General features: G+C 44.0%; 10 protein-coding genes. 9 read left to right on the top strand and 1 reads right to left on the bottom strand.

From position 1 onward, the window contains the following. Positions 1-790: LacI family DNA-binding transcriptional regulator (locus VK541_RS16575; RefSeq protein ID WP_324371442.1), on the bottom strand; the 790-nt coding region annotated here is incomplete at its 3' end. Between the two features lie 368 nt (positions 791-1,158). On the opposite strand from VK541_RS16575, the gene VK541_RS16570 reads away from it, so the two are divergent. The 9 genes from VK541_RS16570 to VK541_RS16530 form a co-directional block, all read left to right on the top strand. Next, the gene (locus tag VK541_RS16570) at positions 1,159-4,356 is read left to right on the top strand and encodes a SusC/RagA family TonB-linked outer membrane protein (protein WP_324371440.1); all 3,198 of its coding nucleotides are present in this window, start codon (positions 1,159-1,161) and stop codon (positions 4,354-4,356) included. A 107-nt stretch (positions 4,357-4,463) separates the two neighbouring features. Then, positions 4,464-6,278 carry a RagB/SusD family nutrient uptake outer membrane protein gene (locus VK541_RS16565; RefSeq protein WP_324371438.1) on the top strand — a complete coding sequence of 605 codons (1,815 nt, stop codon included), beginning with the start codon at positions 4,464-4,466 and terminating at the stop codon, positions 6,276-6,278. Positions 6,279-6,430: 152 nt separating this feature from the next. After that, complete coding sequence (locus tag VK541_RS16560) at positions 6,431-7,462, top strand: LacI family DNA-binding transcriptional regulator (RefSeq protein ID WP_324371437.1); 1,032 nt, start codon at positions 6,431-6,433, stop codon at positions 7,460-7,462. A 132-nt stretch (positions 7,463-7,594) separates the two neighbouring features. Next, positions 7,595-8,416, top strand: coding sequence for an SDR family oxidoreductase (locus VK541_RS16555; protein WP_324371436.1), 822 nt, complete (start codon positions 7,595-7,597; stop codon positions 8,414-8,416). A 349-nt stretch (positions 8,417-8,765) separates the two neighbouring features. Continuing rightward, positions 8,766-11,981, top strand: a complete 3,216-nt coding sequence (locus VK541_RS16550; protein WP_324371435.1) for a TonB-dependent receptor — start codon at positions 8,766-8,768, stop codon at positions 11,979-11,981. 11 nt (positions 11,982-11,992) lie between these two features. Further along, the gene (locus tag VK541_RS16545) at positions 11,993-13,894 is read left to right on the top strand and encodes a RagB/SusD family nutrient uptake outer membrane protein (RefSeq protein ID WP_324371434.1); all 1,902 of its coding nucleotides are present in this window, start codon (positions 11,993-11,995) and stop codon (positions 13,892-13,894) included. 34 nt (positions 13,895-13,928) lie between these two features. After that, on the top strand, positions 13,929-15,125 hold the full coding sequence (locus VK541_RS16540; RefSeq protein ID WP_324371433.1) for a DUF5000 domain-containing lipoprotein: 1,197 nt from the start codon (positions 13,929-13,931) through the stop codon (positions 15,123-15,125). A 51-nt stretch (positions 15,126-15,176) separates the two neighbouring features. Beyond that, on the top strand, positions 15,177-16,325 hold the full coding sequence (locus VK541_RS16535) for a DUF4998 domain-containing protein (RefSeq protein WP_324371432.1): 1,149 nt from the start codon (positions 15,177-15,179) through the stop codon (positions 16,323-16,325). Between the two features lie 44 nt (positions 16,326-16,369). Beyond that, positions 16,370-17,270, top strand: a 901-nt coding sequence (locus VK541_RS16530) for a DUF6807 family protein (protein WP_324371431.1), incomplete at its 3' end; no start/stop codon positions are given.

Here is a 17,270-nt window from a genome sequence, read left to right as displayed (position 1 = left end):
TTAAAGCAGACATACAGCTTACCGCTGAAGTGTCATTGGATGCAAATACACCGTCTGGCAGGGGATCCATGGCCATAATCTTTTCTGCTGCGTCAATTCCCGCTTTTTCGTCGAGCCTGGTGACCAGCACATTTGCTTCATTGTATTCCAGCCCAAAATCCTGCAGCGCAGATTTGTAGCCGGACAGCCTGTCGGCGTAAACATTCCTGGTCAGCTCGCCGGTAATGTGAAAAATGTTCTTGCAGCCTTGTTCTGCCAGGTGTCTGGTCGCCTCATACCCGGCTTTTCTATTGTCAATCATGACACTGGTGCATTGAGGGTGTTCCAGTACTCTGTCAAAAAATAGCAGGGGAATTCCCTTTTTTAACAGAAGTTCGAAATGTGAGGTATCTTTAGTGTCGTAAGCCAGTGAAACCATAATCCCGTCAACGCGGTTGTTGAACATGGTCTGTACGTTTAGCGCTTCTTTTTGTGCGGATTCCAGGGACTGGCTGATGATCAGGTTATAACTGGCCTCATTGGCAACCTTCTCCATGCCCGAGAGTACAGCTGACATAAAATTGCTGTTGAGCCTGGGTATGATCACCCCAATGGTATTGGTTCGTTTGCTCCTGAGGTTACTGGCGAAGGTATTGGAACGGTAGCCCATTTCCATTGCAACCTCCTTAATTCTCTTTTTTGTTTTTTTGTTTATCGAAGGATGATCCTTTAGGCCCCGGCTAACAGTAGCCGCAGAAATGTTCAATTCAGCAGCAATATCATATATAGTTACTTCTTTACCGGATTTCATTTTGGTGTGTTTGGATAAGCAATTTACAAATAAATTGTAAGAGTTTCTGTGCAATCGGTTGCATTATTTATTTGTTGCGTTATTTGATCATATTTTACTCCAAATGGGTTATAATTGGTGTTTAAACATCATTATTAAAATATTTATGCTAAAGAATGCAACAATCCGGATTATCCGGCAAAGAAAAATAAAATAATTACTGCAATCGGTTGCAAATACTAAAATAATGGCTAACTTTATTTTGATAACCAAGGTATAAATCCGTAAAATATTGCTTATGAACTACATATGGAAAGACACTTCCTAAGGACGGTGCTAAGTTAACCTCAAAACTCCCTACATCTAATCATCACCTAAAACTAAACTTAATGATAAAGAATTTACAACACCGGAAGGTATTGTTTACTGGCAGGCTTCTGTTTTATGCTGTCCTGCTTTGTATCCTTTCCTTTTCTTCGATGGCAATTTCATTGCCTTATCCGGGATCACCAAATCTTCACAGTTTATCCGGTAATCCGGTTGCCCAGACCATCCGCGGCAAGGTTACAGATTCAAAAAACCTGCCGCTGCCAGGGGTAAGCATAACTGTTAAAGGCAATAAACAGGGTACCATGACCAATGCGGCGGGGCAGTATATACTTGCCGATGTACCTGATAACAGCATTCTTGTATTCAGTTCTCTGGGTTATGAAACTCAGGAAGTACCTATTGCAGGTAAAGGAACGACGGTCAATGTTGTGCTGGCTGATAAGAATACTGATTTAAACGAAGTTGTTGTCGTTGGCTATGGTACAGCGCTGAAAAAAGACCTTACCGGGGCGATCTCACAAGTGAAAGCAACCCAGTTGGAAAATCAGCATCCCAATAATGTGCAGGATCTGCTCCGCGGAAATGTAGCGGGAATGAATGTCGCTTTTTCCGCGTCGCCAAAGGGCGGTAACAATTCAGATCTACAGGTGAGGGGAAAGTCGTCACTGATCGCAGGGGTGACGCCGTTGCTTGTCGTGGACGGAGTCATTTATCCGGGACAGCTGAGCGATATTAATCCGAGTGACATTGAAACTATTGATGTGCTGAAGGATGCAAGTTCAGCTGCAGTGTACGGGGCTAAGGCGGCCAGCGGAGTGGTTATTATTACAACTAAACGCGGAAAATCCGGTAAGCCGATCATTACGCTAAACGCAACAGCTGGTTTCGCTTCAAGAGAGGTAACGGAACATGTTTATGACGCAAATGGATTTGTGAACTGGCGTACTGATGTTTTGAAAAGTGTAAATGCGGGGACGATAGCCACTCAGCCATCCCGGTTTAATGACCCGCGTACGCTTCCTTCAAATGTAACACTGGCGCAGTGGTTTGCCTATGACAATACACCGGTTACCGCTGACCCGGTTGAGACGTGGCTCAACAGGCTAAAAATGTTTCCGGTAGAAATAGCCAACTATAAGGCTGGAAAAAGTACGAACTGGGAAGACCTCATTTATCAAAATGGTTTCCGTCAGGATCATACGATAGGTCTCTCGGGCAAGAAAGATGAAGTTTCTTATTATTTGTCGCTGGGCTATACGGACAATAAAGGACTGACCATTGGAGACCAATACAAAAATGCCCGTGCAAGGCTTAATCTGGAAGGAAAAGCGGCTAAGTTTGCTACTGTGGGTGTGAACTTTCAGTACGCCAGCCGCGATGAAAGTCCTGTCCCGATAGATTTCGGGCAGATCAGAAATGCGTCCCCGCTCGGAGAAAAGTATAAGGATGATGGCGTGACCCTCCGGCCAAGTCCAAATGACGACCTTGGGAATAACAGAAATCCTTTTCTCGACAATGTTTACCGGGAGCGAATGCTAAAATACAATACAATATTTTCAACATTATTTGTGAAGGGGGATCTGCCTTTCGGATTCTCCTACTCTGTGAACCTTACTCCGAGTTACGACCAGACCAGGGAGTTTAACCATTATTCTGCAGACCATCCGGACTACGTGGCCAGAAAAGGGTTTGCCAACCGTATTGAGACCACGCGCTTTCACTGGCAAATTGACAATATACTGAAGTGGAATAAAACATTTAATAAAATACACCGTTTCGATGTGACATTATTGGCGAATGCGGAAAAACTGAAGCAGACTTCGTCAAGAATAGAAAACGAAGGTTTCGATCCGAATGATGATTTGAGCTATCACAATATCGGTTCCGGGACAAGACCAATTGTGAGCAGCAATGACATTGTAACTACCGGGGACGCGCTCATGGCGAGGTTAAATTATACACTTAATGAAAAATATCTGCTGACGGCAACGGTCAGACGTGATGGTTATTCTGCTTTTGGACAAAGAAATCCCAGGGCAACTTTTCCTTCCCTGGCTTTGGGCTGGGTATTCAGTGATGAAAACTTCATGAAGTCTGTTACCTGGGTCAACCGCGCAAAGCTGCGCTTGTCTTATGGTGCAGTAGGTAACCGGGATATTGATGGTTATCTGGCGCTTTCGAATCTCAGCACGGGGAAATATCTTTATGTGAACAATGCGGGGGTTGTTTTGCCGGTGGCCCAGCTGTTTATAGACAGAATGGTAAACAAAGACCTGAAATGGGAATCGACTACGTCAATTAACGGCGGGCTGGATTTTACCCTGTTTAATAATATTATAGATGGTTCACTGGAAGTGTATAAGAAAAATACAAGTGATCTTTTGCTGCTGCGGGCCTTGCCAAGTGTGACCGGGTTTTTTAACGTGGCATCCAATTTGGGTAATGTGACCAATACGGGTTTTGAGCTTGCACTGAGCAGCAACAATATCACAAGGGATAATTTCTCCTGGAGAACTTCCGGAAATTTATCTGTGAACAGAAATAAGATCGTGCACCTCTTTGGTAAGGTCAACAAGCGGGATCAGCAGGGCAATGTGATCGGGCAGGTAGAGAATGACGATCCGGGTAATGGCTGGTTTATCGGAAAGGATGTCAATGCGATATGGGACCTGAACGTTCTGGGCGTGTGGCAGCAAAACGAAGCTGCAGAGGCTACGAAATATGGCGTCAAACCAGGAGATTTTAAAGTTGAGGATATTAATGGAGATTATAAATACACAGATGCTGATAAGCAATTCCTGGGTTCAAGAAATCCTAAATTCACGGCGGCGATCAGGAATGAATTTACATTTTTTAAGCGGTTTGACTTCTCTTTTTCCATGTATTCTTACTGGGGCGCTTTGACAGATTTTAATGAAGCAAAGAATAATGCCGGTTTCCAGGACAGACAGAACTCTTATAAACTGCCTTACTGGACGCCTGAAAATCCAATTGATGACTATGCAAGGCTATTTTCGAGTAATGGAAGTGCGAATTACAGTGTGTACAGAAAGACTTCATTTATCAGGTTAGACAATGTTTCTCTCGCCTATACTTTGCCAAAGAAACTTGTTGAAAGAGGAAGACTAAATAGTGTGCGGATTTTTACAACAGTTCAAAACGCAGCAATTTATGCTCCTGACTGGGATTATTGGGATCCTCAAAATAAGAATCCTACTCCAAGATATGTCACTTTGGGCTTAAATGTAACCCTATAAATTAATTTAAAAATTTCAACAATGAAACCATCATGATCTTTCAAATACACAAAAGAGCGATTAGATCATGATAGCTTCATCACAAATAAAAAATAAACTATAAACAGATGAAAACTATATATAAAATATCATTTGCCTGTCTGATATTAATCATCTCCATTGGGCTTGGCTGTAAGAAAAGCTTCTTAGAGCCTGATCCGCTTTCTTTTTATACAGATGAAGATTTTAAATCGCCGGAGTTTTACCGTGCGGCACTGATTTCCTGTGCGAGAAATTTACGAAATGAATATTTCGGTGATGGCCCGCCCTGGGTTACGGAACAAATATTTTCTGAGGTAGCTGTGGAAGGTATTACAGATAAATCGGGCCCGGCCCAGGATTTGAATTTATTGATCACACCGGATGCCAATCTGAATTCTGTCGATTTCAATAAGATAGGATATTATTGGGATGAAGGTTACAAAGGGATTAAATACGCAAATACCATAATCAGCCGCATTGACAGTGGTGAATTTAAAGACGAAGCGGAGCGAAATTCCATATTGGGCTCTGCCTATTTCCACAGGGCTTTCCGTTATTATCGTCTAGCAAACCAATTTGGTGACGTGCCGCTGTTGTTAAATGAAGTGACCACACCCAGGTTTGATTTTTATACGACAAAAAGGGACGTGATCCTGCAAAAGATGAAAGAGGATCTGGAGTTTGCTGCGTTGTGGGTAACTGACAATGTGAATAAGGGTGAGGTAACCAAGGGAGCTGTCAATCATTTGCTTACAAAGATCAACCTTTGCCTTGGTAAATTTGACGATGCCATTGCTTCTGCCAATGCGGTAATTGATGGCGGCCGTTATGTTCTGATGACCGATCGTTTTGGATCTGTAGAAGCTGATGCGACCAGAAACGTGATCTGGGATCTTCACAGGCCTGAAAACAAATCTCTGAGCGAGAATAAAGAAGGGATTTTTATGGTCATAGACCGCCAGGTAGACGGTGGGTTTGAAGGCGGATCTAAAATCATGCGGAACGCTGTGCCCAACTGGGGCTCAAATATCAATACTCCTAATGGTAAAAAAGGCACTAATGATGCCATAGGCCTCGAAATCACCCAGTCGGATATGTATGGAAGAGGAATTGGCAGAGTTCGCGGAACATCGTACAGCACTCAGGCCATTTGGGATGATCCTAATGACCTGCGGCATATTAAAGGCAACTGGATGAACATGGAAGACCTGGTCTATAATGATCCGAATTTAAAGAAATCTGATCCTGAATATTACAATAAACCGGTCAGACTGCGCAATGCCAACGGGGGGCTGATTGTTACGGATACCATCAGAAGCTATTATGGCTGGCCGCAATATAAGCTGTTCATCCCTGATTTTGAAAATGCACCGATGCAGGGCGGACATACCGACTGGTATGTATTCCGTTTGGCAGAAACCTACCTGCTCAGGGCGGAGGCTTATTACTGGAAGGGTGATCTGGCCGGTGCAGCTGCAGATATTAATAAAATAAGAGCGCGTGCCAAGGCTGCTCCTTATGCCGCTGGAAATATTACGATCGGGACCATCCTTGATGAGCGTGCCCGTGAGCTTTATTATGAAGAGCCCCGCAAAACAGAACTGACACGTATTGCCTATATTTTTGCCCTTACCGGTAAAACCGCATACAATGGCAAGGCCTACAGTCTGAACAATTTTTCGGAAAACAATTTCTTTTATGACAGGGTCAAGGAAAAGAACGTGTTCTATAAAAACGGTGTAAAGACCAATCACGGCGATCAGTATACCATGAGCGCGTATCACGTGCTTTGGCCTGTGCCTCAGGGTGCAATCCGTGCAAACGTAGAGGGGCACATCAATCAGAATATTGGATATTCCGGTTCTGAAAGTAATATCCCGCCTTTAGATAAAATAGAGTAACACACCTATATGTATCAATGTTAGCTTTCGGCCAATCTGAGGATTGGCCGAAAGCATAAACGGACCTTGTATGTGTTCATTAATTATTAAAGAAACGTTAATATATTAGAAATCGATTGCATATTTGTACAAATGAAATTACCATTAGCTTAATGAAAAAAGGATCAGAAAATACGATGAAGGATATAGCCCTGGAACTGGGTTTGTCATCTTCCACAGTATCGAGAGCATTGCAGGATCATCCGCACATCAGTCAGGAGACTAAAATAAAAGTGAATGAGGCTGCAAACAGGCTGGGCTATAGTTATAATGCAGTTGCTGCCAGTTTAAGGAACAGCAAATCCAATACCATAGGTCTGATCATTCCCAGAATCTCCAAATACTATCAGTCGACTGTAATTACAGCGATACAGAATAAGCTCCACGAGCATAAATATAATCTGATGATATGCCAGTCTAATGAATCGCCTGAACTGGAAAAGGAGCTGGTCAATGCACTTTATGCTTCGAGAGTAGAGGGCCTTATCGTATCATCTACCCTCAATACCACTGATTTTACGCATTTTGATGTTTTTTCGCGAAGCAACAGGCCCCTGGTTTTTTTTGACAGGGTTCCTAAGAATTATCCGGCGCATAGAATACAGGGAGATGACTATCATGGCGCACATATGGCGACCAATCATCTGCTTGCACAAGGCTGCAGGAAAGTAGCTTTTATAGGAGGTCCTTTGTTTTGTAATCTATATAGAGAAAGATACGAAGGCTATTCTGATGCCTTAAAAGCACGCAATCTTGCTCCGGATGCAAGTATGGCATTTTTTCATGATTTAACTAAGGAGAATGCATTGTTAAGCTGCGAAAAATTATTCTCGGGGAAAAAAGACAATTGGCCGGATGCTGTTTTTTGCTGTAATGATACGGCTGCTTTAGCGGTTACGTCCTATGCAAAAAAATGCAATATGGAGATACCCGGACAACTTAAAATAACCGGTTATTCAAATGATCCGCTTACAGAAATTATTAATCCGACCATTACATCTGTAGAGCAGTATCCTTCTGAAGTGGGTACTCAGGCTGCGGGAATGATCATGAACCTGATCCAGCAAAAATTAAAGCCCGGCAAGAATTTCATTTCTGTTACCGTAGCCGTCGATCTGGTAAAAAGAGATTCTACCGATAAATAAATTCTTGTTTTTTCTTGCAATATGCAATCGATTGCATATATTTACTTTCAAAACGAAGCAAACGACGGTAATCCTGCTAACCAAAAGGGATTATTTTACATTTGTTGTAATCAAAAGTTATTTATAGATCAAATGGAACAAAACGACCAATTCTCATTAAAAAACAAAGTAATTATAATTACAGGGGCGACAGGAGTATTAGGAACTGCCTTTTCTTTGGATGTTGCTAAGGCAGGCGCTAAGGTTGTGGTGATTGGAAGGAACAAGGAAAGGGCTGATAGTTGTGTTGCTTCAATTAGAGAAGCCGGAGGTGAGGCGGTTGCCGTATTGGCAGACGTCATGGATGAAGATCAGATCACCGCGGCAAAAGACGAGGTGTTGAAAGTATGGGGAACGATTGACGGTCTTGTAAATGCCGCCGGGGGTAACATCGCCGGCTCCGTAATCAATCCTGAGGATAACCTGTTTGATGCCAAAGTCTCCGATATAAAAAAAGCAGTGGATCTGAATCTTTTTGGTACAGTAATTCCAACCCATATTTTCGGTAGGGTTATGGCAGAAAAAGGAAAGGGTTCAATTGTCAATATTTCTTCACTGGCAGCGCAGCGCCCCATTACCAGGGTGCTTGGATATACGCTCGCTAAGTCGGCAATTGAAGCTTATACGCAATGGATGGCGGTAGAGCTGGGGTTGCGCTATGGCGGGGGTGTCAGAGTAAACGCGATAGCTCCCGGGGTGTTTTTGTCTGAACAGAACAGGGATCTTTTAATGAATGCCGACGGCTCATATACAGACAGGGCGCAAAAATTCATCACAAATACTCCCTATCGTCGATTTGGCGACCCTAAAGAATTAACCGGAACCCTGATCTATCTGTTGAGTGAGGCCTCTTCATTTGTAAGCGGGGAGACTGTATTGGTCGACGGTGGATTCAATGCGTATTGCGGAGTATAAGTAATCCTTTTCAATAGGTGATTGTCTTTGATTTTTAATGCTTTCGATTGCATATTTACACCAAGGCTCTTTAAATTGCTATAATGCTATATAATAGCTATTTAAACACATTTAATATTTCTTGATATTTATTTGATAATTAAATATTTTGGATTATATTTACTTTATATATGCAATCGATTGCATATGAAAACCAAATAAAACCATGAACAGACACCACATTTTAAGCAAGTCTTTGAAGTTGCGTCCAGGTTAACGATGAACTGGAAGCGCCTCAGAAAAAGGGGCTTTATCATATTGCAGGTATGAAGTATGATTGGATAAGAACCTAACCAAATAGTAAGAAATTATGCTTAAAAAACTACGAATCACCGGAAGTTGTCAAAAACTTCTGATAACATGTTGTATTTGCATTGCAGGACTGGTTGTGCATGCAAAAAAATCAACCCCTAAAGCCATACGGATTAATTTTCAGTCTGTTCTCCAAAAGAAAGAAGTGCGGGGATTGGTTTCTGACTCTGCGGGAGCTTTGCCCGGGGTTTCAGTCCTTGTAAAGGATAAATCAAATATCGGGACTACTACCGACATCAATGGCCGGTATTTCCTTGAAGTGCCTGATGAAAATTCGGTGCTTGTATTCAAAATGGTAGGGTTTGAAACTCAGGAAATCACTGTTGGTGCAAAATCGGTGATCAATGTAGTCCTCAAGCCTGCCGAAAATATGCTGGATGAGGCTGTAGTGGTAGCTTTTGGAAAACAAAAGAAGGAGTCGGTAATTGGTTCCATCACTACCATCAATCCTAAAGAACTGAAAGTGCCCTCAAGTAACCTTACAACGGCACTTGCAGGAAGACTGGCAGGTATGATCGCTTATCAGCGCGGCGGTGAGCCGGGGCAGGACAACGCCAATTTCTTTATCAGAGGGATTACCACTTTCGGTACAAACCGCAATCCTCTGATCCTCATTGATGGTGTAGAATTGTCTTCCACAGACCTGGCACGCCTTAATCCTGATGATATCAATAGCTTTTCTATCATGAAGGATGCCACGGCAACGGCATTATACGGCGCGAGAGGGGCAAACGGGGTGGTTTTGGTGACTACTAAAGAAGGTAAGGAGGGTAAGGCTAAAATTAGCCTGCGAATGGAAAATTCAGTTTCTGCTCCTACCAGGGATGTGGAGCTTGCTGATCCTGTGACCTATATGCGCTTGCATAACGAGGCGATATTGACCCGGGATCCTTTGGGTGAACTCCCGTACAGCGATGATAAAATCAACAATACCGTTCTTGGATCAGGTTCACTGATCTATCCGTCTACCGATTGGCGGAAAGAGTTGTTTAAGGACTATACCATGAACCAGCGGGTCAACCTTAGTGTGAGCGGAGGTGGTGCTGTGGCCCGGTATTATGTGGCTGGGGCCTTCAACCGTGACAATGGGGTATTAAAAGTAGACGAGCGCAACAACTTTAACAGCAACATTAACCTTAAAAATTATTCTTTAAGATCTAATGTAAACGTGAACCTGACTAAATCAACAGAAATGATCATCAGGCTGAGCGGTAATTTCGACGACTATACAGGCCCGGTTGATGGGGGAGAGGCCATGTACAGAAGGGTTATGCGTACCAATCCGGCATTGTTTCCGGCTTCGTATCCTGTAGATGCTGATCATCAGTTTGTGAAACACATTATGTTCGGTAATGCTGTAGATGGTGATTATTTAAACCCATATGCAGATATGGTAAGTGGCTATAAAGATTATTCAAGGTCAAACCTGGTAGCCCAGTTTGAGGTCAAACAGGACCTCTCGATGCTTACCCAGGGCCTTGCGGTCAGGACCATGATGAATACGACCAGAGGTGCTTTTTTTGATGTGAGCAGGGTATATAGTCCTTTCTTTTACCGGATGGGGCAGTACGACCGTCGCAGCAATACCTACAGGGTAGATGTAATTAATCCGGATGGAGGTACTGATTTTTTAACCTATGCTCCCGGCGAAAAGCGCATCAATTCAACATTCTATATGGAGACAGCGGTGAATTACAGCCGTGATTTTAAAAAACATAACGTAAGCGGATTATTGGTTTCGATCATGCGCCAGAGCCTGACTGCCAATGCACCGTCATTGCAGGAATCTCTGCCTTTCAGGAATTTAGGCTTGTCGGGAAGGGCTACTTATGCTTTCGACAACAGATATTTTGCTGAATTCAATTTTGGGTACAATGGTACAGAACGTTTCTATGAAGACCACAGATTCGGGTTCTTCCCGGCGGGAGGCCTGGCCTGGAGTGTCTCCAATGAAAAGTTCTGGGAACCTTTTAAAAATACCGTAAACAACTTGAGATTAAGGGGTTCTTATGGCCTTGTGGGAAATGACAATATAGGTACCGGACGCTTTCTTTACCTGTCTGAGGTGAATATGGACAACGCCAGTTATGCTTCCGTTTTTGGCCGGGACAATGGTTATACACGAAACGGCATCACCGTGGGCAGGTATTCTGATCAAAGCATCACCTGGGAAACCGCTAAAAAAATGAATCTTGCGGTCGAGCTGGGCTTGTTCAATAAATTGCAGGTCATAGCTGAATATTATACGGAAAAACGTGAAAATATCTTACAGCAGCGTGCTTCTACGCCTGCTTCAATGGGCCTTTGGGTACAGCCATATGCCAATATAGGTAAAGCAAAAGGCAGAGGTGTTGATGTTCAGATCGAATACAACCATTCCTTCAACAAATCATTTTGGATGCAGGGCAGGGCCAATTTTACCTATGCCACCAATGAATATACTGTTTTTGAAGAGTATGACTATTTAAATGAGCCCTGGAAATCACGTATAGGTTATCCTATCAGTCAGCGCTGGGGATATATCGGGGAAAGCTTATTTGTAGATGACGCTGAGGTGGCCAACTCCCCGCAGCAAAGTTTTGGCGGAGTGGTCATGGGCGGTGACATCAAATACCGCGATGTAAACGGCGACGGAAAAATAACCACACTTGACCAGGTGCCGATTGGCTATCCTTCGGAACCTGAAATAGTTTACGGGTTCGGACTTTCAGCCGGCTTCAAAAGCTTTGACATTTCTGCATTCGTGCAGGGGCTTGCACGCGAGTCTTTTTGGATTGATCCGGAAGCAACAGCCCCTTTTGTCTCTTATTATTATCAGTCTGAAAGAGATGCCAGTGACAGGATTCTGGGCTATCAAACCCAAAATCAATTGTTAAAAGCATATGCCGACAGTCACTGGTCTGAGGATAATCGGAATGTTTATGCCCTATGGCCTCGTCTGAGCGCACCGGAAGTCAGCCAGAACAACACGCAGGTCAGTACCTGGTTTATGAGAAACGGGGCCTTCCTGCGTCTGAAACAAGTAGAATTCGGGTATACCCTTTCTAAAAAGATAGCCGATCGCCTGCGTATGAGCTCCCTGAGGGTATACCTTAACGGGACCAATCTTTTTACCCTGAGCAAGTTTCGCTTATGGGATGTGGAAATGGCCGGTAACGGACTTGGGTATCCGGTTCAAAAAGTATTTAATCTGGGCCTTAACGTAACATTTTAAACAGAAAGAAGATGAAAAATATAAGAATAGGTCTTTTTATTGTGCTCTTAGGTGTATCCAGCTCATGTAAAAAGTATCTGGATATTGTCCCGGATAACATTCCTACCATAGAAAATGCATTTACAATGCGCACGAGTGCCGAACGGTTTTTGTTTACCTGTTATGCCTACATGCCGCAGCAAAGCAGTCTTACTGCAAACCCGGCATTTACTTCGGGTGATGAATTTTGGCTGCACAATGATTATACGACGACCGGCTGGAGCATTGCGAGAGGCCTCCAAAATGTGGTAGATCCCTTTTTGAACTATTGGCAGGGGAGCCAGGGAGGCAGGGATTTGTATCAGGGCATCAGAGATTGTAACATCTTTCTGGAGAATGTGGGTACCGTACCCGATCTGGAAAGCTATGAGCGGGACCGCTGGATCGCTGAAGCAAAATTCCTTAAAGCTTACTACCATTTCTGGCTGATCCGCATGTATGGTCCGGTTCCTTTAAAAAAGGAAAATTTACCGGTGTCTGCAGGTATTGAAGATGTTAAAGTGCGAAGGGATAAGGTAGATGACTGTTTTAATTATGTGGTTCAATTGCTCGATGAGGCTGCTGTACCCGGGCTTCTCCCCGACAGAATCGACAATGAAGCTGCCGAATTAGGGCGCATTACGAGACCGGTCGCTCTGGCTTTAAAAGCATATGCATTGGTTACCGCGGCAAGCCCTTTATTTAATGGCAATACGGACTATACGGGTTTTACAGACAATCAGGGAACCAGTTTGTTCAATACAACTTTTGATCCTGCCAAATGGGAACGCGCAGCGCTGGCTTGCAGGGAGGCAATAGAATTAAGTGAGTTCAATGGCAACAAATTATATTATTATACGCAAAGCGGCCAGCAATACAATGTTTCTGACACCATCCGGATTCAAATGAATATCCGTAACAGCGTTACAGAGAAATGGAACAATGAGATCATCTGGGGCAATCCCAACAGTACCGCCAGCACTATTCAGGTTCAGGCTACTGCCAGGGGGCTGGATCCTGCCAAAAGAGCAAACAGCGGTGTGAATGGTAACCTGGCAGTTCCCATAAAAATAACGGACATATTTTATTCTGACAGGGGCGTGCCTATTACCGAAGATCCTGAATGGGACTATGCCGGAAGGTTTAACCTGAAAACGGCAATTGAAGACGACCGCTTTAATATAAGGCAGGGGTACACTACCGCTTCACTTAATTTCAACAGAGAACCAAGATATTATGCAGATCTGGGGTTTGACGGAAGTATCTGGTATGGACAGGGAAAATTTGATGATAATGATACCTGGTACATATCAGCCAAAAAAGGCCAGTCTGCCTCAACTATTGCCAGTAATTCTCATAATGTAACGGGCATCTGGCCAAAAAAACTGGTTTACTATACCAATGTTATCGGCGATGGAAATACGTATACCCGTATCAATTATCCATGGCCGGTGATCCGTCTGGCAGACCTTTACCTGTTGTATTCTGAAGCATTGAATGAGTCGGCAGGACCCGGGCCGGGGGTTTATAAATGGATAGATTTGGTGCGCCAGCGTGCAGGGCTGAAAGGTGTCGTGATGTCTTGGCAGACGGCTTCAGTGAATCCCGGCAAGCCTTCGACAAAGGAAGGCCTGCGTGAGATCATCCGGCAGGAAAGACTTATAGAGCTGGCTTTTGAAGGCCAGCGCTATTGGGACCTTCGCCGCTGGAAAACAGCCACTACGGAGTTGAACAAGCCAATTACAGGCTGGGACATTGCTCAGCAGACCACCGACGCCTATTACCGGGAAAAGCAAATCTTTAAACAGGTATTTACCAGCAGGGATTATCTCTGGCCTGTGCGGGAAACTGAGATTCTTGCCAACAAGAATACCGTTCAAAATCCTGGCTGGTAGGTTAATTTAAGAGATGATATTAGAATAAGCTATTATGAACACAATACGAAAAATATTAAGTACAGGTCTGATACTGCTGCTGGCATTATCTGGATGTAAGGAAGACAAGCAATACATCAATCTGAATGAGGATCTTGCACCGGCCCCTGTTGCCAACCTAAGGGTAGAAGCGCTGCCTGGCGGAGCTAAGATTTTTTATAATTTGCCTTCAGATGAAAGCCTGCGCTATGTGCGGGCAGAGTATGAGATCAGACCCGGAGAAAAAAAGGAAGCCCGGTCCTCAAACTACACAAATTACATTGTGGTGGACGGTTTTCCGGATACAGAAGAGCATGAAGTCCGGTTGTTTGCGGTCAGCAAAGGTGAAAAATCCTCGGAGCCGGTAACGGTCAAAGTCAGGAGCCAGCTTCCGCCACTGGAGGAGGTTTTCAATACGCTGGCCTTTAAAGCAACATTTGGCGGACTGTCTGTTACCTATCAGAACCAGGGACAGGCAAGTATGGCGGTTACGCTCTATACACCAAATGCCAGCGGTGAGATGACCGAAGTAGAGACCTATTACAGCAAAGCAAAAGAAGGTAAGTTTTTTGCGCGCGGTTTCGCCGCCGAGAAAAGAAAGTTTGCAGTGGTCGTCAGAGACAGATGGGGGAATCTTTCGGATACAGCTTTTACAGAGCTAACACCGATTTTTGAAGAGCTGATCCCTAAGCCTTTTCAAACCTACAATCTGCCGACAGACACCTACGAACCTCATGCTGGTGCCGGCAATACGGTTGATAAAATATGGGACAACGTAAGCGGGCCCGCAGGCGTTTCCGTGTTACATACCAAACCGGGTACCGGTATGCCGCAGCATTTTACATTTGATTTGAAGGTAAAAGCAAAACTCAGCCGTTATAAATTATACCACAGGGGGCCGCCAAACACTTATGCATTCAAACTCGGATCTCCCAGGAAATGGGAGATCTGGGGAAGTAACAGTCCTGATCCGCAGGGCAGCTGGGACGGCTGGGTAAAGCTGATGGATTGTGAATCTGTTAAGCCCTCCGGGAATCCGGTCGGCATCAATACCGATGAAGATAACTTGTATGCAAGCACCACAGGAGAGGATTTCACACTCCCTGAAGATGCGCCCGCTGTAAGGTACATACGCTTTAATACACTCGAGACCTGGGATTATCTGGATTATATATACATCGGCGAACTGACCTTCTGGGGAAGAAGGGAATGACGGAGCGGAATATAAATGATTATAATAACAAGGATTTAAAATGTGAATGTTATGAAACAAAATAAAAATATATTCCTCCTCTGCTTTATCGCGCTGGCCTGTTTAGCCGTTAGCTGCAGCAAGATGGACAGCACCTATTCAGATTTCTTAAAGGATGGCCCGATCACTTACGTTGCCAAGCCTGATTCATTACGAATACATCCCGGGAAGAACAGGATCAGGCTTTCCTGGCTTACAGTAGCCGACCCCAAAGTCAACAGGGCGGTCGTATACTGGAGCAACCGAAAGGATTCTGTAAACGTGACGATCAACCGGACAAGTGGTGTAGATAGTGTCAACGTCGAACTCAATGGACTTAATGAGGGGACTTACGTATTTGAGATCTTTACTTTTGACAGTAAAGGCAACAAGTCCGTAAAAACAGAAGTCATCGGAGATGTCTATGGGGATAATTATCTAAAAACACTATTGATAAGACCGGTTAACGGAGCTTCCATCATTGGAAATGATACTGCGAGAATTGTTTGGGGTGCAGTTTCCTATAAAGAGGCAGTAGCATCCGAAGTCAGCTATACAGATTTGTCGGGCACACAGCATAACCTCATTATTCCTGCCGATTCTGTCAGCACGAAACTGACAAAGGTAAGTTCGGAAACGGTGTTTAGTTACAGAACAAAATACCTTCCAACACCCTTAGCGCTTGACAGCTTCTATACCGAATATAAGGCGGTAAAGATCAAAGGCTCGCCTATCGAAATCAATAAGGCCGGATGGACCATTACAGCCTCCAGCGAAGATGTGGCCGGTAAACGTTTTGCGGTCAATCTGATAGATGGCAACGTTACTAATTTGTATGTCAACCAGATAGGTGCTGCATTCAAATATCCTCACTGGACAATTGTAGATATGAAAAAAGTTGTCGACGGCATTGAAGGCTTTTATTTTTACCAGAGAGGTACCAATCCTTTAAAGACAGTTGAGCTCCAGATCAGCAATGATGGTGCTATTTGGGAGTCGCTGGGGGAATTTGTAATTTCAAACATCCCGGTGGTGAATACGGGAAGCCCGCAGACGGCAAAACCAGTGTATGCCGACTTAACACGGATAAGGTCATTCAGGTACTTCAAACAGATTTATAAGAATGACTATGGCAGTTCGTTAAATGTGAACATTCATGAAACCGGAGTATTCACCAGGTAATTTTGTACAGGCGCATGTATATTCGTAAAAGTAAACCAAGAAGTATGAACAAGCAATTTAAAATAGCCGTGGCCCTCACTGTTTTTTTTTCCATATTTTCAGTGGCATCTGCACAAAAGATCGCTGTGCTCGAAGTGCTGCAGAAAAAAGACAATCAGTCCCTGGATATGCCGCTGAGCATTCAGCTGGATAAAATAACCTATCTTCCCGATTCAGTGATCAGTTTGGTTGAAGTGAAAAACGGCAGGCGGAATCCTGTGGCATACCAAATTGAAAACAAAGGGCAGCGCATTTTATACTGGATACTGAAGCAGGAACAAGGGGCCGCTGCGAAGCGGATTTTTGAACTTGAAAAGGGCAGTCCGTTAAAAGTAGCAGATCACATCAAAACTGTTACAGAAAATGGCGCGCTGACTGTTAGTGCCAATAATAAAAATTTATTGCAGTATAATTTCAAGACCATGTACCCTCCTAAAGGGGTAGATACCGCTTTTAAAAGAAGCGGCTTCATTCATCCGCTGTGGACACCCCACGGACAGCCGCTCACCCGGATCAATGCACCGGATCATTATCACCACTATGGCCTGTGGAATCCATGGACACACGTAATGTTTGAAGGGGAGATGATCGATTTCTGGAACCTTAAAGACAAAAAGGGAACAGTTAAGTTTGCCAATTTTGTATCTGTAAATGAAGGTGCTGTCTATGCAGATTACCAGACCCTGCACGAGCATGTCGCTTTTAAAAAGAACGGAGAAAAGAAAGTGGCGCTCAATGAGCTGCAATCTGTCAGGATCTATCAGCCACAGGCTGGTCAGGATTATTACATTGCAGACATTACCATTCAGCTGAACTGCTCCGGGGATAGCCCGCTTACGCTCAAAGAGTACCGCTACGGTGGGCTGGGGTGGCGTGCTACCGAGAAGTGGAACGACAGCAATAGCG

It is taken from the genome of Pedobacter sp., assembly GCF_035317785.1.
Lineage (GTDB): Bacteria > Bacteroidota > Bacteroidia > Sphingobacteriales > Sphingobacteriaceae > Pedobacter.
Note: the sequence above shows the minus strand (reverse complement) of the source record. Positions and strands in the feature narration are given on the sequence as shown.